The organism is Psychrobacter sp. P11F6 (genome assembly GCF_001435295.1).
In the GTDB taxonomy this organism is placed as follows: Bacteria; Pseudomonadota; Gammaproteobacteria; order Pseudomonadales; family Moraxellaceae; genus Psychrobacter.
The window spans coordinates 323,506-345,440 of the sequence record NZ_CM003594.1 but is presented as its reverse complement, the minus strand read 5'-3'; the positions used below and the strand labels follow the sequence as shown (position 1 = coordinate 345,440).

Below are 21,935 nucleotides of genomic sequence, written 5' to 3'. Positions count from 1 at the left end.
ATCCTTTATATATACCATTGCTCATCATAATGCTGATAAAACAATATTTTAAGCCAAACCTGTCTTTTTTAATTAACGGTGACGGTTGTGGTTCTGATTTTGATTATATTTACCTTGGTTGTGACCATTTTATTTACCACGTTTTGCTCTATTTCCAGCTCTCATTTTTTCTAACTGATTACGCTGTGATACGGTCAGTACTTTTGAGATTGCCGCATGGTTATTTTTATAACCGTTTTTACCATTGTTATGATTTGATTTTTGAATCGCTTGAATTTGGCTTTTTTGTTTTTTGGTTAGGTTCAGTTTAGACAATGGACCATTATTTACATCCATTCCATAGTGAGTAGGGTTATACGGTGCCGCGTTTGCCTGACCAACCATAGCTAGGCAGGTAGAGATTGCTAATACTGAGCCTACGGCAATTTTTTTAAACATAATAATTTTCATCGTTATTTCCTTTTTAATTGACACTGGCTATAAATCTTAGTTTTTGTTATCCATCTTTTTTTGAGAGAAAGACGCTCAAATAGTATGATCAAACTTCGTTCTGTCGACAAAGGAAATGATAACGGATTATGGTGTTGCGTAGATTTATGAAAGTTAAAGAAGAGTAACGACTGTGGCTGAATAGCGCGTACTTATTACCTGTTTGATAATGTCTCGTTAAATATAGGTAATAGGTGAATGAGGGTTTGGTTTTGTAATGATAAAAGAGAGATGCGGCTTCATAATATGGTACTTATATAACATACATAATACTAATAATACGGCGACAACCGACACGGAATTCACTTGTACCATTTTTGCCGCATAGCGACCAAACCAAATATCGAAGTGATTGGGACTAATAATATGGACAAGATCGAAGGTAACTAAAAGTATACCCCAAGGGAACCAGCTAAAAAGTCTCGAAAACCTATTAATAGACCACTTAAAACAGACTGATATAAGGGAACCACTTATATTAGACCATTATGCGAATGACATCTATCGAAGCTTATAAAACCAGCTTAAAAAAGTAAAATCCGATAGCGGTTGCTAGTAACGTCAGTCCCACATGTAGCCCAACCAATCCCAAACCTGCTAGTAGTTTACCAGCATTGATAAAGGTAAAAACTTCTGCACTAAAAGTACTAAAAGTGGTCAATCCGCCCAAAAAACCGGTAATCACAAATAGTCGGACATTGGGCGATAGACCGCTACCCACGCGCTCAAACCACACCAGTGCCAACCCTATTAATAGTCCACCCAATACATTGGCACCAAGCGTCCCAAGGGGTATCCAGTGATGCAGCGGATTAAAGCGAGCCAACCACGCCCTCAGGCAAGCCCCAATGGCAGCCCCTAGTCCAATAGCAAGCCACTGCATAGTTCGTCCTTAGGTTAATAAAGGTTAACGGAGATAGTATTGAGCAAAACCGTCTTTACACTGCTGGTAGCTCAGTCATCGGCCAACGCGGCACACAGCTCACCGCTAAATCATCAGACTGCCCTGCCTGCAGGCGCTCATAACCAGCATAAGCAATCATCGCCCCATTATCAGTGCATAATGCAGGCGGCGCATAATGCACAGTGGCATTTATCTTAGCAAGCTCGCTCTCCAAAGTTTCACGTAAATGAGTGTTGGCACTGACACCGCCCGCGATCACCAATCGACTCATCTCTACTTGCTTCAGTGCTTTCACGCACTTTCTCACCAGCGTATCGACGACTGCATGCTGAAAGCTGGCGGCGATATCGGCGCGAACTTGCGAATCGCTATCCGCATTATTCCCTGAGCCACCTGAACCATCAGTGTCTTTAATCAGGTTATGCACGGCTGTTTTCATACCGCTAAAAGAAAAATCTAATCCGCGATGTAGCATCGGTCTTGGCAAATTGTAAGCAGTTGGGTTGCCTGTTTCAGCCAATTTGGCAATATTGGGACCGCCCGGATAAGGCAAGCCTAGCATTTTGGCGGCTTTATCAAAGCATTCACCTGCTGCATCATCAATCGACTCACCCAATATCTCATATTGCCCGACACCACGTGCGGCGATAAGTAATGTATGCCCACCTGAGACCAATAACGAAACAAACGGAAAGGCGGGTGGATTTGCGCCCATCAGCGGTGCGAGCAGATGCCCTTCCATATGATGGATACCAATCGCTGGTATATCCAAACCATACGCCAAACTGCGCCCAAATAATGCGCCCGTCATCAAAGCGCCAATGAGTCCAGGCCCCTTGGTATAAGCAATGGCATCAATCTCGCTTTTTTTCACATTGCACTGCTCTAACAACTCATTAAGCAAAGGCACCAACTTACGAATATGATCGCGGCTGGCAAGCTCAGGCACAACGCCGCCATATAGTGCGTGCAGCTCTATTTGTGAATACAGAACTTGTCCAACCAGCCCTTGATTGTCACTATTCATCTGCTCACTGTCAAAAATCGCCAGACCTGTCTCATCACAAGAAGTCTCTAAACCCAATACTTTCATATTTTTGCCTTTATCATACTTTGGTCTGCGTATTATTTTTTACAACGTTGCTATCTTTTAGGTCGTGTCGTCTTTTTAAAAATGGTGATAAAAATGAGATAAATTGCCGTTAAACAAGGAAAGCAGCGTAAATACTATCGAGATATTAATAAGCTATTTGACAATGTTTGGCGATGTTTGGCGATGTTTGACAAAATTTAGCCATTTTTAACCCATTCAGAGGTTAATCGATTGAATTGAGGAGACGCCCTAGTATCTGCCAAAAAACGTGCATAAAAAAACCGCCATTGTCAGTCACAATGACGGTCAGTTTAACAAATTTCAATGGTCAATATCTCTTAATATATCAGATCAGCTAACTGCTTCAATCATGTAATCTACAGCTGCGTAAACTTGGGCTTCACTGACCTTATCGGTGGCTTGGGCTGGCATCTTATTAAAACCTTTTGCCGAATGCATGTGCAGCGTCTCTGTGCCTTTAGCCAGACGCGGCTCCCACGCGGCTTTATCACCATATTTCGGCGCGTTCAGCAGCCCTCCTTCATGACAAACCTTACAGTTGGTCTCATAAAGCTTGGCGCCTGCATCGGCAGCCAACACTTCTGGCTCCGCAGAGATTTCCTGCACTGGCTCATCTTCAATGACCGTCGTCTCGGTATCTGCCACAGGTTCAGGTATAACGACTTCAGGTTCGACTATAGGCGCGTCTTCTACCACTACCGTTGTATCGACAGGTTCATTGACAACAGCAGGCTCTTCAACCGCTGCATTGTCACCACTACAAGCAGTGATTGCTAATAGCGCACTCAAACTGATGGCAGATAAGACCAGTTTATTCATACGCTGCTGTTTACTTATCATGATCACACCTCTATTCGATATTTCATGTTAGCGACTGTTTATGACAGCGCATAAATTCAAAACCTATCAACACACAAACCGTGATTAGTTCGTAGCTGGTTCAGCGTCAGCAGTAGGCGTTGCCGCCGTATCAGCAGCTGGCATATCTGCACTATTAGCTGGCATAACTGCACTATCAGCAACAGCAACAGCGACATCGCTATCCGTTGCATCTGCAGTAGCAGTCGTCCCTGCTTCAGCAGTTGCAGCACCATCTACTGTGCCATCAGCTTCAGTTACTGGCGCTGGAGCCGTTTCTGGGAACTCCATTTTTTCAGCTTCAGGTGCGTTTTTGCGAGCCAGCTCAGCAGCTTCATCAACACGATCTTTTGCCAATACTTCGTGTGATTCGCCTTCTTTTTCACCACCACAAGCGCTAATGCCAAAGCCAAGAGCAATGATAAATGCGGTGCTTAGCGCTGTATTTAGTCCTGTTTTTTTCATTCCAACATCCTCAATAAAATACACATAAAATGGTTAATATGCTGACTATTATATGCAAATTATCATAGCATAAACTCCAACCAAACCGTTATAGACAGTAGGGTTTTTTATTCATAGTAATTTTATACTTTGCATTTATAGTTTCATTAAAGCTGGAGCAAAAACCTGCGTTCTAACTACTTTTAGAATTGTCTCTGCACATTGCCCCTTGCAACTTAATGATAAATATGGATTAATGTGCTAAAATCATTGACTTAACTGACATTTTTTATTAAAATGCTTGCCCTTGTGCTCATGCGCAAGATTATCCTAGTTTGAGCTGATGCCTGTAATCTTGAGATATTACGGCTAAATACTAATACACAGCCAGACTAATGCCCTTATATCTCACCCTAATCGAGGAGTCTTCATGCCTGCAGTTAAGGTTAAAGAAAACGAACCAGTTGACATCGCTATCCGTCGTTTCAAGCGTGCTTGCGAAAAAGCTGGCGTATTATCAGACGTACGTAAGCGTGAGTTTTATGAAAAACCAACGCAAGTACGTAAGCGTAAAAAAGCTGCTGCCGTAAAGCGTTATAAGAAAAAATTACAACGCGAAACTATTCGTACCACTCGTATGTACTAATCGATAATTCGATTAATTAAGTACAAGTGCTACATTAACGCCACTGTTATCCATTGATATCAGTGGCGTTTTTTATGCTACAATTTTTATTATTATTGCTTAAAAATTTGAATAAATACCTCTTAACAAATAAGGATAATAACAATGAGCCAACTGAAACAGACTTTATCAGACAATGTCAAAGTGTCTATGAAAGCGCGTGAGCTTGAGCGTGTCAAAGTACTGCGTAACGTGCAAGCGGTTATCAAGCAAATTGAGATTGACCGTCAAATAGAGCTTGATGATGCGCAAGTCTTAGATATACTGCAAAAGCAGCTAAAACAACGCCATGAGTCATTGACTATTTTTACCGAAAACAACCGTGATGATTTGGCAACCAAAGAGCAGTTTGAGATTGATATCATCAATGAGTTTATGCCAAAACAAATGGATGATGCTGAACTTGCGGCCTTGGTCAATGCGGAAATCGCTACACAAGGCGCGACATCTATGCGTGACATGGGCAGTGTGATGGGTGTATTAAAGAACAAAACCGCAGGACGCGCAGACCCTGTGCTCATCTCTAAGCTGGTGAAAGATGCGCTGCAAGGCTAGTAATTAGTGTCATCAAAAGCTAATGACGACATCGTAAAAATAACCGCCTAAGGCTCAAAGTCTTTGGCGGTTTTTACTGCTTTGACTTCTGCATTGATATTGGCAAGCAATGGACGGGCGCTACTGGCTTGAGCCGTGGTTTGTAGTTTTTCCGCCAGTTGTTTGGCTTGGGTCAGTGACGTCAACGCACTCTCATAACGACTACTCCATAGTTGGTCATGACTGCGATAGCGTAGCGCGTTAATGGTGGCAATATTTTTCAGGGACGCAGAGTCGGTCGTTTTTGCCAGTTTTTCATTGGCCAGTTGCAGACTTTGCCAAGCATAACGGTCGCTTGGCTGCTGCTCGGTCAGTGGTTTGAGTAATGCTTGGGCTCTGATTGGCTGATTGCTATTGGTGAGCGCTTCTGCCAAATAAAGACGCAGATCACGACGCTCAGGATAAACACGCTGCTGGCTGGCTAATACGTCCGCCGCTTGTGACCATTTATTCTGTTCCGTTAGAATTTGGCTATGAGTAATCGATAGTAAAGGCTCTAAATTTTGGCGCTGCGTAGGCGGCAGTCGATTGATTTCAGCCAGTAAATCGCTTGCCTCTGTAAAGCGTTGCTGTTCGCCATACCAGTTCATCAAAGCCAATTTGGCACCTACGCTATTTTTAGCAGCCGTCATTAGCACTGTCTCTGAGGCATGTTTACCTGTACTTTGGACACGCCAGTAGAGCAGATCAAATAAAGCCTGATGGCGCTGCTGCTGATTTAGTGACAATGAGGGATAATGCTGGGCACGACTTTGCGCTTCACTTAAGCGCTCGTTACTCAGTGGATGCGAGCGTACGAAGCTTGGTAAAAATCGATTTTCAACTTGGTTGAGCTGGCTGCGTTGGTTCATCGTGGCAAAGAATCGCGGCATCGCCCTTGGGTCATAGCCTGCTTGGGTCATGATTTGCATGCCCACCCGATCGGCCTCGCGCTCATTATTTCGACTAAATGCCATCGTGCTGTTCATCGTTGCCGTTTGGCTACCCATCATCACTGCCGCCGCTGCATCACCATCAACCGCCGATGCTGCAATCGCTGCTAGCATACCGCCTATCTGCATTAGCAATGCCTTTTTGCGCTCATCAGCACCACTTTCATAATGGCGCTGGCTGATGTGAGCAACTTCATGCGCCACCACACTGGCAAGCTCATCCATACTGCTAGCGGCCAGAATCGTCCCTGTATTAAGTCCAATGACCCCGCCTGGTGCTGCAAAGGCATTGATACTTGGGTTATCAATGATAACCAAACCCATCGGCGCTTGCTGCCTTGCTTGCGCATTGAGACGCCAAGTCATGTCTTTAACCGTTTCTTGAATCCAAGGATCATGCTCCATTTTGATACGACCATTGACGTTCCGTAACGACCATTCGCCGAGCAATTTATTTTGATATTGCTCAGCGAAGCTCAAGCCTTGTCCGCGCAAATTGGGCAGATTTAGCTCTTCTGAGCCGGTGGTTTGCCATGAATTATAATTGGATGCCATCGCTTTGCTGCTCGTATTAGCATTATTAAGACTATCCTCACTCATGGCAGCAGTGGTCATCGTCATTAGTACCGCCGACAATGCCAATTTAATAGCGCTCGATAATGCCATCGAACGCTCGGCACTTTTACATTTTTTTTCCTGGGTCATGGGCGCATTACCAAGTATCGATTGTCTATTAAAATGGTTCAAGTGCGTATCCTATGCAAGTGAGTAATGATACTGTTTTTGAAATAAGATATTTTTGAAATAAGGTTTTTTCGACTGATTTTTTAACTAAACGTTTTTCGACTATACGAGCTTGCTGATATAAGGTCAATTCTAGTCTGCATTCGACTACCAATAACTCAGCTGCCCGTCACTATTGTGCAACATGGCTTTAGTCAATCCCCTATATCATGGATATGATATCAGGCGCGCGCAGTCTACTATTTTTAGTACTTTTGCTAGCCTTCCTTGTATCTAAATTATCTTGAACAAACTATAGGTGATTCTAATGAACTGAATGTGACGTTGATTATATTCAACTTCAACTACATATCGGCTATTTGGTATAATGGCATTTCATGATTATAGGGTCTGGTCACTGCCGAGTGTCTTTTATGAATTACAGGCACTGTCATTGTGTTTGCGAATGTTCAATACAATTTAGTACAAATCAAAATATTTATAAGGTTTATTTTATGTCTGCTGATCGTCAGTCAACCACCGTATATTCGCCTTATTCTATAAACTTATCAGCAGATTTGTCTGATACTGAGCAGCAAGACATCAACAACCTGTTAGACTTGTTACCAGCGCATACTGTCACTACAGATAATGAGGCGAATGAAACGCAGCCTATTCATGTTCAACGTTTCGTCGATGGTCGCGGACTTGCTTGTCCAATGCCGCTATTAAAAACCAAAGTAGCACTACGTGACGTCACAGCTGGCAGTTCATTATATGTGGTCGCAACTGATGCCAACTCACAGGCTGATATCACCGCTTTTTGTCAACAAAACCAGCAAGCAAATGCCGCAAGTCAACTGCGATTAATCGTTAATAGCATGACGGATCAGCCATCAGCGGATAGCTTATCAGCACAGCGTTTCGATACAATATATCACTTCATCATTACTAAAACTGATAGCAACTAAGTGTCGCTATCCTTTACAATTACAACTATAAAGATTTTTATCTGACTATTTGCGTCACTATTTAATCAAGGTCAAGAATATGGCTAATAATTCTACTGATACTGCAAAAACGAATAAAAAAGATGAGGCCGCTCCTATAAAAAACGAAGCACGTGATGCCGCATTAAAAGCTGCCGCCCAACGTCCACCTTATGATGCTAGCGCCTTAGGCGATACTAGCACCCGTGACTTAGTGCCAGCGATGCCGACTCATTTGTCAGCGCCTGGGGTCAATTTGGGCGCTTATATCAACACGGTGCACCAAATCCCAATTTTGACACCAATCCAAGAGCAAGAGCTGGCGCATCGTTATTATGATGAAGGCGATGTAGAAGCGGCGCGTCTGCTCGTGATGTCGCACCTGCGTTTTGTGATTCATATTGCCCGCAGCTACTCGGGTTATGGTTTGCCGCAAGCAGACTTAATCCAAGAGGGCAATCTGGGACTAATGAAAGCTGTAAAACGCTTTGACCCGAATAAGGGCGTGCGTTTGGTGTCATTTGCTGTGCATTGGATTAAAGCAGAAATCCATGAATTTGTGATTCGTAACTGGCGCATTGTCAAAGTCGCGACCACCAAAGCGCACCGTAAATTATTCTTTAACTTACGTAGTCTCAAAAAAACCAACAACCAGCTCACGCTAGAAGAGGCTGATGCCATTGCCAAAGACTTAAATGTCACACGCAAGCAGGTGTTAGAAATGGAATCGCGGCTTACCTCTTATGACGCCTCGTTTGAGGCGCAATCTAGCGATGACGACGATGGACGTTATGCGCCGCAGCTATTTTTGGAAGATGGTATCGATCCTGCCGAGCAGTTAGAAGAAGCAGATTGGGAAGAAAGCAACTCATCTGCATTGATTGCGGCAATGGATACCCTTGATGAGCGCTCACGCGATATCGTGGAACAGCGCTGGCTCTCTGAGCAAAAATCAACTTTACACGAATTGGCAGCCGTCTACTCTATCTCAGCCGAACGCGTGCGCCAAATCGAAAAAAATGCCATGGACAAAATCCGCGAGGCAATGACCATTGATAGCGTTATTTTGCCAGATGATATTCAGTAGTTATTACTTGTCAATAATTACTACCTGTAAATAGCTGTTACCTGTAAATAGTCACTACCTGTCAGGAATAATTGGCTTTCAACAGCTATAGTTTTCAATAATACGAGTTTGTCATGTTAAATTGGATAGGTATTGCGGCGATCAATATGGCCATCGCCGTCGCTTTAGGGGCGTTTGGGGCGCATGGCCTAAAAAACATCGCCAGTGCTCAACAACTCGAATGGTGGCACACTGCAACACTTTATTTGTTTATACATGCGCTGGGTTTATTACTGGTTGGTCTGTTTATTCGCATGAAATATGCTACTCAAATCACTGCATGGCTATTACAAATTGGCATTATCATATTTGCTGGTAGCTTATATGCGATGACACTTGGCGCACCACTTTGGTTTGGCGCGATCACGCCTATTGGAGGCGTACTAATGATTGCAGGCTGGCTATGGCTAGCAGTGTCATCATTTAAGATGAACAAATTGGTCGCAAAATAACCAATCGATCAAACAATAAGTAAATTGCACTCTATAGCGTATCCTCATTTTGAAAATGGAGCTAAAAATGAGGATACGCCTTAGTACGTACAAAAGGATAAAAAATCATTAAGGAGTATATTTTATGAGTACCATTATCGTTAATGGTAAGAAACTACAGACTACCCATCAGACCGTGCAATTAGTCATCAATGAGCTTGGTCTTAGCCAAGGTCGTTACGCAGTAGAAGTCGATGGCGAACTGATTCCAAAGAGTGAGCTTGCCCAATTAAGTATCGCTGAAGGTATGAATATCGAAGTGGTGCAAGCAGTCGGTGGTGGCTAATTAGCTAAAATAATGATCTATTGATTTGAAAACAAATGTGCTTAAAGAAATGTATTTAAAGATGAGTTTTTAAAAAATAATTGCTCATAAAAAAGACCTCAACGTAGCAAACGTTCGAGGTCTTTTTCCGTTTTAGGCAATGTCATTTAGAGATATCTAAAAATGCGGCTACTTATACTATTTATTATTTCATCAGCCAGTAATCATTAACCTTTAAATATCCTAAACTCTATAACATTAAACTGCTGGAGCAGCATCGTCTGTCATCAGCTCTTCATAGCGTCCATCACGCCCAGCACCTTGAGTCTTTTTGCTCTCCAACTTGGTTTTGTACTTGCGTACTTGTCTATCAAGTTTGTCTGCCATCTCGTTAATGGCTTTATACATATCATCGTCAAGCGCTTGGACAAACATCTCTTTACCCGAGACTCGCATAATCGCTTCAGCCTTATGGCTCTTTATAGCACCGCTGTTATCTAATGATAAAATGACTTGAATACTTTGAATTTGATCAAAATGACGACCAATTTTATCAAGTTTTTCTTGAACAGCTGTGTTCATAGCGTCGGTAACACTGATATGGTGACCACTGATAGAAACATTCATATTATTGTCCTTTTATTATGACTTACATTGTTGCCTACGTTGTTGCTTACGTTGTTGCTTACAATCAACAGATGAGCCAGCATTCCTGCTTTTTCACCCTGCCTTACCAACAATGAATGGGGTATCTTTATTGATCAGCGCCTTTAGTAATCGATGTCTTTAGCAAAAATCGAACGTGTCCTTTCGTTGTCATTTTGATTAATGAGATAAGTAAATACGCTAAATCGACACTTAGATTTCGTTGTTGGTATGACTCTAATTTGTCATGAATATCGAATAGTAGCAAGACAGTAAAGTGTAATTAAATGTAATAAAAGCGGTTGTTTCCTAAATGTTTCTATATAATCAGAAAATTTTATTTTTTATATTTATCAAGAAATATATTAGCGATAGCACGATTCTTCTCTTAACTCATTGAATTGTGACATTTAATATTTCTGTTTACGCTGAGTAGACGAGCCAATATTCATTGCTTCACGATATTTGGCCACGGTTCTTCTGGCGATATCGATACCTTCGGATAATAAACAATCTTTTATGCGACTGTCAGATAATGGCTTTTTGGCATCTTCATCGGCTATCAATTGCTTAATCATGGCACTAATGGCAGTCGATGAAATATCGCCGTCGGTACTGCTGACATGAGATGAAAAGAAATGCTTAAGTGAAAATAATCCCTGCGGCGTCAAAATTGTTTTACTGGTGGTTAGACGCGAGACGGTCGATTCGTGCAAATCCACTTCTTCCGCAATGGCTTTTAGGATGAGCGGTTGCATGGCAGTCGCGCCATGCTGCAAGAACTCTTGCTGATAACGCACGATACTGGTTGCCACTTTTAATAAGTTTTGATTACGCTCTTCGATACTACGAATAAACAAGCGGGCATCGGTGAGGTTTTCACGCAGATATTGATTGTCGGGGCTGTCATCACCGCGCTTCACCAAATTGGCATATTCTTGATTGATTCTTAGCTTTGGCATGGTGTCAGGATTGAGGCGCACATACCAGCCGTCCTGCTGCGTCGATGTATCTGAAATCGTCTGACTCTGATGCCGACGCATAGGCGTGACCAAAACATCAGGAATATCATAGCTGGCTGGCGACTGAGTATAGTCTGGTTGGCTGCTTTGAAATAGCAAGCCAGGTGACGGATTCAAGGTACGCAGCAAGTTAAGCGCGGGGGTAATCTGTGCAGGCGCGAGTCCAGTCCGCTCAGTCAATGCTTTGATGTTATTGCTCACCAAATGCTCACTGGCTGACAATAATGCTTGCGCTTCTTTTAGATGGTCAGTATTTGCATCGAGCTTGGACAACTGAATCGCTAGGCACTCACTGAGATTTCGCGCCCCGACACCCAGCGGATCGCAAGACTGAATAACCCGTAAAACAGCCATGACTTCATCGTGCTCAACAGATTCATCCCATTGATAAAAACTTGCCATGGTATCGAAGCTTTGCAACAGCTCATCGATATCAAGCCGCACAAAACCCATGTTATCCATAGAATCCATCAGATAGGTTGCAATCAACATGTCCGCTTCTGAGAGATGCTTGAAGTTCAGCTGCCAGCGCACATGGTCTTGTATGGTGGCAGAGGTGCCGCCCTGATAACTATCAAAATCCTCGTCACTTTTGCTCCCCGAACTGCTCGGCGTAGATGCATAGTTGCTGCTATCAACACTACTTTCAAAGCTACTATAGTCGTCACTATCCATCGTATGATTGTCTATGGCACCATCATCGATACTGGTTTGCTGTAATTTGTCCAAGCTATCACTAAAGTCTTCATCTGGTTCAGAGGTATGGGTATTACTCTCAGGGCTTACGCTAAATGAATCAGTACTCTGGTTCCAGCTATCAAGTGTCAATGACTCATCTACTCTATCGCCGCTGCCATAATCGTATTCATCTTCATCATCCTCAATACGTTCAAGCAATGGATTACTATCCAGCTTGGCCTGAACTTCTTGCGCAAGCTCAAGACTAGAGAGTTGCAGCAATTTAATGGCTTGCTGCATTTGCGGGGTCAGTTTTTGTGAGGTGCTCAGCGTGGTCGCCAATCCGAAAGACATACTCATGGGTGGCTTATTACACTCCGATACTGGTGATAGTCTATATATGTTGCCACTTAAAGTAGCGATTTAACGTTATCAGGACATGACGATAGCATTTTTCGTGGCAATTTTGCTATGATAATTTATAGACGACCCAATACGCTTATTGCTCTCTACTTATAAAACTCTATAAATTTGACCGTTTTAGCATGAACTGCTAAACAATAAACAACCAAATCTTGTTGATAATAATAAGGCTGTATAAAAAATACAAGGTACATGACACAAAACCTTCGAGTCAATTGAATCACTCTCAACATTAACCGAGAATAATACGATGAATGACCAAGCAAATAAACCGCACCTTGTCACTGCTGCGATTCAAATGAATAGCCAGCAAGACATCGAAAAGAACATAGCGACTATAAAATCTGCCATCAGCGATGCCAGTCATCAAGGTGCTCATCTTGTTGTCTTACCTGAAAACTGCTGTAGCATGGGCGAGCAATTTGCCACCGCAGAGCGCTTTGATGCGCTATCAGCGACGATAGCAAACTATGCCAGTACTTACGGTGTCTATGTGCTGGCAGGCTCACTGCCCTGCCCTTATCGCCCTGATGGCGTCATCGTGCCTGATGGCAGACTGCGCCAAGTCAGTCAGCTATTTGCCCCTGATGGCACGCGAGTGGCACGCTATGACAAAATTCATCTATTCACGGCGACGGTAGCAGATAAACATGGCAGCTATAATGAAGCGGCGACGTTTGAGCCCGGTACACAGACTGTAGTTGCAACAGTAGAGAGTGATTATGCTGCTTATCAACTGGGTATGATGGTTTGTTTTGATTTGCGTTTTCCCGCATTGGCACAGCGCTTACGTCAAGCAGGCGCTGACCTATTAAGTGCGCCATCGGCATTTACTTACTTAACGGGGCAAGCACACTGGTCGCTGTTACTTTGCGCACGGGCGTTAGACAGTCAGTGCATGGTCATTGGCGCAGCACAAGGCGGCGACCATGTTTACAAAAACGGTGATATCCGTCAAACGTGGGGGCATACCACTATTACAGCTTTTGATGGCACAATTATTAACAGCTATGATGCAAGTGCACTAGATAAAACCACGGGTAACGAAAAAAACCAAGATTATGCTATGGTATTGGCAACCTTAGATAAACAAAATCAACAGCAAGGCCGCCAAAAAATGCCCATTTTTGATTGTCATCGTTTGGCGTAAGTCAATTTCAATATTGAATAGTAAGTATTGAATATCGAATATTAGGTGTTGTTTTCTTCGGTCCGTGTATGAGTCGCGCGCGGATGAGCGCGATCATAGACTTGCGTGAGCTTAGCAAAATCGACATGGGTATAAATTTGCGTGGTACTGATATCGCTATGCCCAAGCATTTCTTGCACCGCGCGCAAATCGCCACTGCCCGACAGCATGTGCGAGGCAAAACAATGACGCAATAGATGCGGATACATATTTTGTGCGATGCCGGCACGGGTAGCCGCAACCTTGAGACGCTGCTGCACTGCCCGTGTCGATAAACGCGTACCCAATTTTTCACTAATAAATAATGCGCTGTCCATTTGCTCCACCCACAGATTACGATGCGGTAGATAACGGCTAATCGCTTCTGCTGCCTTGACACCTAACGGCACCAAACGCGTTTTATTGCCTTTACCTGTCACGCGCACGCGCAGGTCTGACAAATCTACATCGACCATATCCAACGCGACCAACTCACCTACGCGCAGACCGCTGCTATAAAGCAATTCAAACATCGCCTTATCACGCAGCCATAGGCGCGCTTGTTCCGGTGTATCAGGCATCTCTTGGTCAAGCAGCTGAGTGAGCAAATCAACATCAGCGATAGACGGTAGCGGTCGAGGACTACGTTTGAGCTGATAGCCAGTCGTTGGGTTAATACGTGCTAAATCCTCTTCTATCAGCCAGCCATAAAAATGGCGAATGGCTGACAGCTCTTGCTGGACGCTAGCAAGTGCCAGCTTGTCTTCATCCAAGCGTTGGCTAATATGCTGGGCTAATTGGCGTTTATCACAGCGCGTCCACGTCAGGCGTTTCCCACGTAAAAATAGCGCCAATTGGTTCAGTCCTGCAAAATAAGCGGTCAACGTATGCGGCGAGTGATTGCGCACCGACAGGACATTAAGCCAACGATGCACGGGCGCTAACAAATCACGTAACGCATCATCCGACTCTATAGCTGCGGCGTGCTCGACTGATAGCCATGCTTTTGCCTCAGAATCTGAAGTAGGTTCCATCGTATGATTGTTTTTATTGGACATAGCCCTATTATCCATTAGCCTTCTGGATTGGGCTTGATGCCCGCTTGTGCCATCAGACCATCTGGGCTAAATACGCCTTCGTAAACAAAGGCGGTCGGACCGGTCATCATCACTGAATAACCCGGCTGCCATTTGATAATCATACTGCCACCATAAAGCTGCGCGCGTATGTCTTCGCCTTCATCGAGCCAACCTTCACGGATACCAACAGCCACTGCGGCACAAGCGCCAGTACCACAGGCTTGTGTCTCACCGACACCGCGCTCATAGACACGCAGACGAATGTGACGCTGATTCATCACTTGCATAAAGCCAACATTGACACGGTCAGGAAAGGCGGGATGCGATTCGATGGCTTTGCCTAAGGTTTCAACGTCGGCATCGAGCACGTTATCAACTTTGATAACGGCATGCGGGTTGCCCATATTGGCAACATAAAGCTGTACAGGAGTGCCATTTACATCGAGATGATAGGTATTTTGGATTTTGGTCGTGGCTCTGGGGGTAAAAGGAATCTCGCTTGGTTCAAACTTAGGCTTACCCATATCGACTTCGACCCAGCCATAACGATCAGTGGTCAATGAAATGATGCCGCTCGCCGTCTCAACACGCAAACGCTGTTTAAATGACAGTTTACGCGCTTGCACAAAACGGGCAAAACAGCGCGCACCATTACCGCACTGCTCAACTTCTGACCCATCAGCATTAAAAATGCGATAACTAAAATCAACGTCAGGACGCATCGGTGGCTCAACGACGAGCAGCTGATCAAAGCCAATACCCAAATGACGGTCACCCAGTAACTGTACCAAATCCTTGGTCAAATCTAAGCGCTGAGTCACCAAATCGATGACCATAAAATCATTGCCCAGACCATGCATCTTCGTAAATTCTATTAGCATATCCTTGTTATCCTATCCTATTTTTATGTATGTCTTATATTAGCACGCTGCCAGATACAATCATAACTATCATAACTATCACCGCTATCAAATACTAAGTTAACACGATGCTAAATCCACCTTGTAAAGCCAAACTGACATCTCTCATTAGAGCACGCCATAAAAAAGCCCATCATCAAAGACAACGGGCTTTTTATCTAGGGCATGTCATCAATCTGAACGAAAACGCCTAAATGGGCTAAAAATGGCTAAATCTGTTGGTCACCGATTTATTTACCTTGCCACAATACTTCGTCTGCATATAACGCTTCAATGGTTTCGCGTTTGCGAATCAGTTGATGGCTATCATCGGCGACCATTACTTCACTAGCACGCGGGCGTGAATTATAATTACTACTCATGGTAAAGCCATACGCACCAGCGCCTGTGATTGCTAAAACATCGCCTACCGCGAGCGACAATAAACGGTCTTTCGCTAAAAAATCACCCGTTTCGCAAATAGCGCCAACGATATCCCATGGCTGCGTGCCATCAGTGCCGATGCCATTCTCAGGCAAAACACTTGGAATGACTGCCATTTCAGCTTGATATAACGCCGGACGAATCAAGTCATTCATTGCTGCGTCAACAATGGCAAAGTTCTTATGCTCCGTTGGTTTTAGCACATCAACCTTGGTCAATAATACCCCAGCATTTGCCACAATACTGCGACCTGGCTCAAAGAATACCGTTAAGCCAAGCTCACTAAGTTTCGGTAATAACGCTTGAGCAAACTCGTCGATAGATACTGGTGTCTCATCGATATAACGCACACCCAAACCACCGCCTAAATCAATATGACGCAGCTCGATACCTTTATCACGTAAGTTGTGTATCAGCTCAATCACTTTATCCAGAGCCGCGACAAATGGCGCAACTTCAGTCAACTGTGAACCAATATGACAGTCAATACCGACGATATCAATATGGGATAACTGTGCCGCTTGCTCATAGACGGCAACCGCGTCTTCGTGGGTGATACCAAATTTATTGTCTTTTAACCCTGTTGAGATATACGGATGCGTTTTGGCGTCGACATTAGGATTAACCCGTAGTGAAATTGGCGCAGGCTTATCCAATTTCTGTGCTACATCATTAATCAAAGTCAGCTCGCTGATTGACTCAACGTTAAAACAACCAATACCTTGGGTCAGGGCATACTCGATATCGCTATCAGTCTTGCCCACACCTGAGAACACCACACGTGAAGCAGCACCACCTGCCGCCAATACGCGCATGAGCTCGCCACGAGAGACGATATCAAACCCTGCGCCTGCTTGCGCCAATATACCAAGTACTGCAAGATTAGAATTGGCTTTTACCGCATAACAAATCTGGTGCGTTAAACTGGCAAAGCTATCGCTATAAGCTTGATAGACATCCAAAATGGCTTGTTTCGAGTACACATAACAAGGCGTACCATAGTGTTTAACCACATCATCAATACTCACTTGCTCCATATACAATGCACCATCGCGATAATCTAGCGCGGGTAAATAAGCGGTTAAAGCTTGAGGATTAACATACAAGCCTTGCTCAGTTTGGATCGTGACAGATTCGCCAGTTTGTTGCTCAGAATGACTCATATAAACATCTCTAATTTCATCAGGTTACAAAGTTAAAAAATCTTAGGGTGCACACCGAAATCTCGTTGACGGCATTGAGTTTTTAATCAAAATCAATAATCATTAGGGTCTTCACTGGGTTCCGGTAGCTTAAAATCATCCATTTCTTGATGACCATCATCTTGTGTCGAATAGATACTACCCTGTATGCCAGCGCTATCCGTAGCTCCTTGAACCGTCTGGCTACTAGCGTCGGCGAGGTATAGATTGCCTTTTTGACCGCAACCCGTCAAACCCATCATAATCACCCCACTGATAATAAAAGGGGAGATAACACGGCGACCAAGATCAGCGACATTAGTGTGCTCAGTTTTCGAAAAGCGGTTAATAGTAAACATAGAATAGAGAACCTGTGACTTTGCAATGGCATGAGGATGATAAAAAGCACAAGTCATAAAAGCGATAGATCAAACCCTATAGACAGCTAAATAAAAGCTATCGCCATCGCTAAAAAATGACAATATGACTGCTTTGGATAATAGCATTATTACATAATGCTGTGTGCATACTGAATGTCCCTAATCAATAAATTTGGACGAGTTTGGTTTTGCTAAGTTTTGCTAAGCTTTACTAGACCGTGCGACTGCCATTTACTAAGCGAGCGTTGATACTAGCGGTCTTAATGTATCGCTATAATGGTAAAACAGCCTATTATATTTACTTAGACAAATTTTCTTACAATTTATTATGAGCTACTATATTTGGCTGTAGCAGCCGACAAACCCTAGCGACACTCGGTGTACAGTTGTATTGTCTATACCACATTCTATCAATTTAACCCTTATAGTTATCGTGGTATAGCCATAAAACTATGGTACATTATGTGTAGACCTTGCGACTGTGTTGAGGCGCTAGCATGCGACTTAACAAGCACTGATCAACAGTGCCAGCCCAAGAGTGACCAGAATCAGCAATGTACTTGCTTGACCTATGTCGGCATGGATGCGGCTGGTTTTTGTTTATTCAACCGGTACTCGTCTGTGATGAGTCACCCTTTACAAAATACAATCTAAGGACAGAGTATGAGCGCCAGCCTAACCACCACTTTTGATGACAAAAATACCGAAACATCGAATCTAATCAATCCCACCTTAGTCCTCAACTGCGGTTCCTCATCTATCAAATACGCGCTGATTAGCGAAGACAATTCTATTCGTATCACTGGTTTGGCCGAAAACTTAGGACTCGATACTGCTCGTATCAAACACACGACGTTGAATGGTGATAAGCTGGAAATTTCTATCTCAGGTGGTCGTCATCAGTTAGCACTACAAAAAATCCTTGAGCTATTAGAACAGTATCATTTCATCGCCGTTGGTCATCGCGTGGTTCATGGCGGCCGTGAGTACTCTGCAGCGGTCCGTGTCGATGAGCATGTACTGGACGAAGTAAAACGCTTAAAAATACTCGCGCCCCTACATAACCCTGCCCATGCTTTAGGTATCGAAGCGGTACAGGCGATTTATCCTGATATTCCTCAAGTCGTCGTCTTTGATACGGCCTTTCATCAAACCATGCCTCCTGTTGCTTTTCGCTACCCACTACCAAAAGCCCTGTACGAAGAACACAAAATCCGCCGTTATGGCTTTCATGGTACCTCTCATGCTTACGTCTCAGAGCGTGCCAGTGAAATTACAGAGTCTAAAGGCCCACATGGTTGGCTTACAGCGCATCTGGGCAACGGCTGCTCGGCGACTGCCGTTTATGATGGCAAAAGTTTCGATACCAGTATGGGTCTGACCCCGCTTGAGGGGCTCATGATGGGTACGCGTAGTGGTGATGTTGACCCAAGTCTACACATACACCTAAAGCGCCAGCTTGGTATGAGCTTGGAAGAGATTGATGCCATGCTCAATAATGAAAGTGGTCTATTGGGTGTCTCAGGATTGTCTAATGATTTACGTACCGTCGAACAAGCGGCGAACGAAGGTCATGCAGATGCCAAACTCGCTATCGAGATGTTCTGTTACCGCGTCGGTAAATATCTTGCCAGCTTAAGCTGCGCGTTACCAGTATTCACAGGTATTGTCTTTACGGGTGGCATCGGTGAAAACTCAGTCACCACCCGAACCAGTATCCTAGAAGTGATGCGTCATTTCGGCATAAAAGTAGACGCTGACAAAAATGCGAGCTTGTTTGGTGGTAGCGAAGGCAGCTTCCACGCAGACGATAGCAGCATTGAGCTATGGGTTGTGCCAACCGATGAAGAGTGCCGTATTGCTCAAGAAACACGTGAAGCATTGGGCTTACTCTAAGCTCGACACTTTTTATAAGTTGCTTATATTATAAATTGCTTATAATTTTCTCATAAGCTTCTATTCGTCTTATAGGCTTTTATTCATTAGACGTGTTAAGTTATTTTTTGCCCAGCGCTTCTTATACATAGCCTATGATGAGAAGCGCGACGTTTTACTCATTCCAGCAAGGATGAAGTGAGCTTTAAAAATATAATAAACCGTAGGATACTTTATGCAAACCATTTTACTAGTTCCCATCAGCCGTGGTATCGGCGTAACGTCAGCAGCGCTTGGATTGATTCGCGCTCTTGATTACAACGGTATCAAAGCGGGCTTTATGAAGCCGTTTTTGCAAGATGATACACTTGATAAGCAAAACAGTTTAGACAGCTCAAGCGCGTTAGCAATGCATGCTTTTGGTCTGACGCCACCTAAATCTATCAGTCGGCAGCGTGTTGAGCGTATGATCGGTGATGATAACCTTGATGACTTGATGGAAGAAGTGGTCGTCAATTATCATACTCTTGGCGATGATTATGATGTGGTGATCTGTGAGGGCTTAGTACCGACCACAGAGACCTCTTATGCCTCACAAATCAACCGTGCGATTGCCCATGCATTAGATGCTAGAATCGTCTTTGTTAGCACTGCTGATACCAGTAAACCTGCTTATCTGGCTGATAAGCTTGACGTTCACGCTCGTGAGTTTGGCGGCATCGCCCATGAGCGCACGCTCGGCGCGATTTTGATGCGTGTACATGACTTGCCAAATGCGCAAAGCACCGTAGAAAATCAAATCGTTGCCCCTGGTGAAGCGGTTGTGAGTTTAGATGAAGGCTTTATGCAAGAAGTCCAGCGCCTATCACCGCATTTTAATACTGACGCGTTCCGTTTAATCGGGGTAGTGCCATTCAGTGATTCACTGTCCGTGCCTCGTACGTGGGATATCGCCACTGAGCTTGATGCCAAATGGCTCAATGTCGGTGAAGCTAAGTCACGCCGTATTAACCGCATTAGCCTAACCGCACGCTCGGTCGCACGCGTCGATGAGGTGTTTAAACGTGGCACCCTTATCGTCGTACCGGGCGATCGAGATGATTTACTATTAGCAGCTGGACTGGCTTGTATCAATGGTATACCGCTGGCAGGATTGGTATTAACCGGCGGCGTCGAGCCGAGTGCAACCGTCGCTGAGCTATGGCAATCTGCCCTCAAAACAGGTATCCCTGTCATGAGTGTCGAAAGCGACAGCTATGAGACCGTACAAAGCCTCATGCACATGAGCGCAGAGATTCCAAGTGATGATACCGAACGTGCTGAAGAGGTGGCTCGTTATGTCGCCGCCCATTTAGATCTTAGCTGGATTAAAGACTATTTTAGTCAAAATCATGAGCCGCGCCTCTCACCATCTGCATTCCGTCATCAAGTGGTTAAAAAAGCACAAGACGCCAAAAAACGCATCGTGCTACCAGAGGGTTCTGAGCCGCGTACGGTTGAAGCCGCTTGTATCTGTCAAAGCCGCGGCATCGCCAACTGTGTACTACTCGCTAAGCGTAGCGATGTCGAGCAAGTGGCTAAAAATCTTGACTTAGTTTTACCAGAAGGTCTTGAAATAATTGACCCCGATACGCTTGATATGGATAAGTATATCGCTGCAGTGGTCGAACGCCGTAAAGGTAAAACCAGCGCAGAAGTCGCGGCTGAATACTTAAAAGACACCGTATATCTAGGCACGACCATGCTACAGATGGACGAAGTCGACGGCCTCGTTTCTGGCGCGATTCATACCACTGCCAATACTGTCCGTCCAGCGTTTCAGTTGATTAAGACCGCACCGCAATACTCGCTCGTATCATCAGTATTTTTTATGCTGCTGCCTGAGCAAGTGGTGGTCTACGGTGACTGTGCCATTAATCCTGATCCAAATGCCGAAGAACTGGCTGAGATTGCCATTCAATCAGCACAGTCTGCTGCTGCCTTCGGTATTGATCCAAAAGTTGCGATGATTAGCTATTCTACAGGCTCATCAGGAACTGGCGCGGACGTCGAAAAAGTTACACGCGCGACCCAAATCGTCCGCGAGCGTGCGCCACACCTAAAAGTCGATGGACCGCTACAGTATGACGCCGCTTCTGTCATGAGCGTCGGCAAGCAAAAAGCGCCTGATTCACCTGTTGCTGGGCAAGCCAATGTCTTTATTTTCCCAGACCTCAATACGGGCAATACCACTTATAAAGCCGTACAACGTAGCGCCAATGTAGTGAGTGTTGGCCCAATGCTGCAAGGTTTGAATAAGCCAGTAAACGATTTGTCTCGTGGCGCCTTGGTCGATGATATTATCTACACCATCGCCCTTACCGCTATTCAAGCTCATAGCGACGCGATTTAATTGCATTAAAATGTAGGACTAATTGCGCCATAGGTAACCGACTATCAAAATGATGGTCGGTTTTTTATTGGCTATATTTATAACTGACTTTTTTAAAAATTTTCATTACGGATAGCTAAGCGCTCATTTTACCTA

Annotated in this window: 21 protein-coding genes; 9 read left to right on the top strand and 12 right to left on the bottom strand. The window is 44.3% G+C overall.

Annotated features, from left to right (window positions below):
- Nucleotides 1-129: 129 nt before the first annotated feature.
- The 5 genes from AK822_RS01480 to AK822_RS01460 form a co-directional block, all read right to left on the bottom strand.
- Nucleotides 130-450: a hypothetical protein gene (locus tag AK822_RS01480; protein WP_060490324.1), complete on the bottom strand. Its 321-nt coding sequence runs from the start codon at nt 448-450 to the stop codon at nt 130-132.
- Between the two features lie 550 nt (nt 451-1,000).
- Nucleotides 1,001-1,372: a CrcB family protein gene (locus AK822_RS01475; RefSeq protein WP_060490323.1), complete on the bottom strand. Its 372-nt coding sequence runs from the start codon at nt 1,370-1,372 to the stop codon at nt 1,001-1,003.
- 55 nt (nt 1,373-1,427) lie between these two features.
- Nucleotides 1,428-2,486, bottom strand: coding sequence for a tRNA (adenosine(37)-N6)-threonylcarbamoyltransferase complex transferase subunit TsaD (tsaD, locus tag AK822_RS01470; RefSeq protein ID WP_060490322.1), 1,059 nt, complete (start codon nt 2,484-2,486; stop codon nt 1,428-1,430).
- Between the two features lie 351 nt (nt 2,487-2,837).
- Nucleotides 2,838-3,347 carry a c-type cytochrome gene (locus AK822_RS01465; protein ID WP_060490321.1) on the bottom strand — a complete coding sequence of 170 codons (510 nt, stop codon included), beginning with the start codon at nt 3,345-3,347 and terminating at the stop codon, nt 2,838-2,840.
- An 84-nt stretch (nt 3,348-3,431) separates the two neighbouring features.
- A complete protein-coding gene (locus AK822_RS01460) occupies nt 3,432-3,830 on the bottom strand; it encodes a hypothetical protein (protein ID WP_060490320.1) in 399 nt (132 codons plus the stop codon).
- 409 nt (nt 3,831-4,239) lie between these two features.
- Here AK822_RS01460 and rpsU point away from each other — a divergent pair, with 409 nt between their 5' ends.
- Both rpsU and AK822_RS01450 read left to right on the top strand, forming a co-directional pair.
- Nucleotides 4,240-4,455 carry a 30S ribosomal protein S21 gene (rpsU, locus tag AK822_RS01455; protein ID WP_010195908.1) on the top strand — a complete coding sequence of 72 codons (216 nt, stop codon included), beginning with the start codon at nt 4,240-4,242 and terminating at the stop codon, nt 4,453-4,455.
- 144 nt (nt 4,456-4,599) lie between these two features.
- Complete coding sequence (locus AK822_RS01450; RefSeq protein WP_060490319.1) at nt 4,600-5,049, top strand: GatB/YqeY domain-containing protein; 450 nt, start codon at nt 4,600-4,602, stop codon at nt 5,047-5,049.
- 47 nt (nt 5,050-5,096) lie between these two features.
- Here the strand turns inward: AK822_RS01450 and AK822_RS01445 are convergent, their stop codons facing one another.
- Nucleotides 5,097-6,725 (bottom strand): M48 family metalloprotease, encoded by a 1,629-nt coding sequence (locus AK822_RS01445; RefSeq protein WP_060492129.1) that lies wholly within the window; start codon nt 6,723-6,725, stop codon nt 5,097-5,099.
- A 533-nt stretch (nt 6,726-7,258) separates the two neighbouring features.
- Here AK822_RS01445 and AK822_RS01440 point away from each other — a divergent pair.
- The 4 genes from AK822_RS01440 to thiS all read left to right on the top strand — a co-directional run bounded on the left by AK822_RS01440 (nt 7,259) and on the right by thiS (nt 9,635).
- A complete protein-coding gene (locus tag AK822_RS01440; RefSeq protein WP_060490318.1) occupies nt 7,259-7,714 on the top strand; it encodes a sulfurtransferase TusA family protein in 456 nt (151 codons plus the stop codon).
- Between the two features lie 241 nt (nt 7,715-7,955).
- Entirely contained in the window at nt 7,956-8,819 is an 864-nt protein-coding gene (gene rpoH / locus AK822_RS01435) for an RNA polymerase sigma factor RpoH (protein ID WP_198329691.1), read from the top strand.
- A gap of 113 nt (nt 8,820-8,932) precedes the next feature.
- Entirely contained in the window at nt 8,933-9,310 is a 378-nt protein-coding gene (locus tag AK822_RS01430; RefSeq protein WP_060490317.1) for a DUF423 domain-containing protein, read from the top strand.
- Between the two features lie 124 nt (nt 9,311-9,434).
- Nucleotides 9,435-9,635 carry a sulfur carrier protein ThiS gene (thiS, locus tag AK822_RS01425; RefSeq protein ID WP_045443372.1) on the top strand — a complete coding sequence of 67 codons (201 nt, stop codon included), beginning with the start codon at nt 9,435-9,437 and terminating at the stop codon, nt 9,633-9,635.
- 237 nt (nt 9,636-9,872) lie between these two features.
- Here the strand turns inward: thiS and hpf are convergent, their stop codons facing one another.
- Both hpf and rpoN read right to left on the bottom strand, forming a co-directional pair.
- Nucleotides 9,873-10,241 (bottom strand): ribosome hibernation-promoting factor, HPF/YfiA family, encoded by a 369-nt coding sequence (gene hpf / locus AK822_RS01420; RefSeq protein ID WP_060490316.1) that lies wholly within the window; start codon nt 10,239-10,241, stop codon nt 9,873-9,875.
- Nucleotides 10,242-10,669: 428 nt separating this feature from the next.
- Complete coding sequence (gene rpoN, locus AK822_RS01415) at nt 10,670-12,319, bottom strand: RNA polymerase factor sigma-54 (protein ID WP_060490315.1); 1,650 nt, start codon at nt 12,317-12,319, stop codon at nt 10,670-10,672.
- Between the two features lie 313 nt (nt 12,320-12,632).
- On the opposite strand from rpoN, the gene AK822_RS01410 reads away from it, so the two are divergent.
- Nucleotides 12,633-13,532, top strand: coding sequence for a nitrilase-related carbon-nitrogen hydrolase (locus AK822_RS01410; RefSeq protein WP_060490314.1), 900 nt, complete (start codon nt 12,633-12,635; stop codon nt 13,530-13,532).
- 41 nt (nt 13,533-13,573) lie between these two features.
- On the opposite strand, the gene AK822_RS01405 is transcribed toward AK822_RS01410, so the two are convergent.
- The 4 genes from AK822_RS01405 to lptM all read right to left on the bottom strand — a co-directional run bounded on the left by AK822_RS01405 (nt 13,574) and on the right by lptM (nt 17,512).
- Nucleotides 13,574-14,608 carry a tyrosine recombinase XerC gene (locus tag AK822_RS01405; RefSeq protein WP_060490313.1) on the bottom strand — a complete coding sequence of 345 codons (1,035 nt, stop codon included), beginning with the start codon at nt 14,606-14,608 and terminating at the stop codon, nt 13,574-13,576.
- 14 nt (nt 14,609-14,622) lie between these two features.
- Nucleotides 14,623-15,510, bottom strand: a complete 888-nt coding sequence (dapF, locus tag AK822_RS01400; protein ID WP_060490312.1) for a diaminopimelate epimerase — start codon at nt 15,508-15,510, stop codon at nt 14,623-14,625.
- Nucleotides 15,511-15,779: 269 nt separating this feature from the next.
- Nucleotides 15,780-17,135 (bottom strand): diaminopimelate decarboxylase, encoded by a 1,356-nt coding sequence (gene lysA, locus AK822_RS01395; protein WP_060490311.1) that lies wholly within the window; start codon nt 17,133-17,135, stop codon nt 15,780-15,782.
- A 92-nt stretch (nt 17,136-17,227) separates the two neighbouring features.
- A complete protein-coding gene (lptM, locus tag AK822_RS15075; protein ID WP_060490310.1) occupies nt 17,228-17,512 on the bottom strand; it encodes an LPS translocon maturation chaperone LptM in 285 nt (94 codons plus the stop codon).
- Between the two features lie 684 nt (nt 17,513-18,196).
- Here lptM and AK822_RS01385 point away from each other — a divergent pair.
- Entirely contained in the window at nt 18,197-19,429 is a 1,233-nt protein-coding gene (locus tag AK822_RS01385; RefSeq protein WP_060490309.1) for an acetate/propionate family kinase, read from the top strand.
- 214 nt (nt 19,430-19,643) lie between these two features.
- A complete protein-coding gene (pta, locus tag AK822_RS01380; protein ID WP_060490308.1) occupies nt 19,644-21,800 on the top strand; it encodes a phosphate acetyltransferase in 2,157 nt (718 codons plus the stop codon).
- Nucleotides 21,801-21,935: the final 135 nt, after the last annotated feature.